The sequence below is a fragment of the Kitasatospora nipponensis genome, assembly GCF_039528135.1.
Classification (GTDB): Bacteria; Actinomycetota; Actinomycetes; order Streptomycetales; family Streptomycetaceae; genus Kitasatospora; species Kitasatospora nipponensis.
This window is the reverse complement of record NZ_BAAALF010001043.1, coordinates 1-550: the sequence shown is the minus strand read 5'-3', so window position 1 is coordinate 550 and position 550 is coordinate 1. Positions and strand designations below refer to the sequence as shown.

The window sequence follows — 550 nt, the reverse complement described above, 5'->3', positions numbered from 1 at the left end:
CGGGGCACCCGACTTGCGGTGGGGGTCGAGTTGTGCGCACCGGACCCCGGCGAGACGATGGATGAAGTCCCCCAATCGGCCCGACAGCCACCATGTCCGTCCTCAACCGCCGGTCACGAACCGGTGGTTGGCAGATCGGAGGCCCCCGTCATGGTGGACACCCAGGCGCCCGCGAGCGGCACCCCGCTGTACTGCACCCTCCAGCCCGCCACTAAGCCCGAGCTTCGCCCCGGACTCGGGGCGAACCGGGGGCGCGCGATACTTCAGATCCGAACCAAGTGGGTCAACGGCACCGTCCTGCACTACCACTTCCTGAACCGGACCGGCGGCGGCCAGGGCCCGGAGCAGCTGGACGAGGTCCGGGCCGCCTTCCACGACTGGAAGGGCCTGGGCATCGGCCTGGACTTCAAGGAGGTGGACGACGCTTCCGAGGCCGAGGTCCGGATCGCCTTCGCCGACGACGGCTCCTGGTCGTATGTCGGCCGGGGCGTGCTGACCATCGGCGTCCACGAACCCACCATGAACTTCGGCTGGGACCTCGCCACCCCGT

General features: G+C 69.6%; 1 protein-coding gene. It reads left to right on the top strand.

What is annotated here, in order from left to right; genetic code table 11:
- Positions 1-150: 150 nt before the first annotated feature.
- Positions 151-550 (top strand): zinc metalloprotease (locus ABD323_RS44770; protein ID WP_486327195.1); only part of this gene is annotated, 400 nt, incomplete at its 3' end.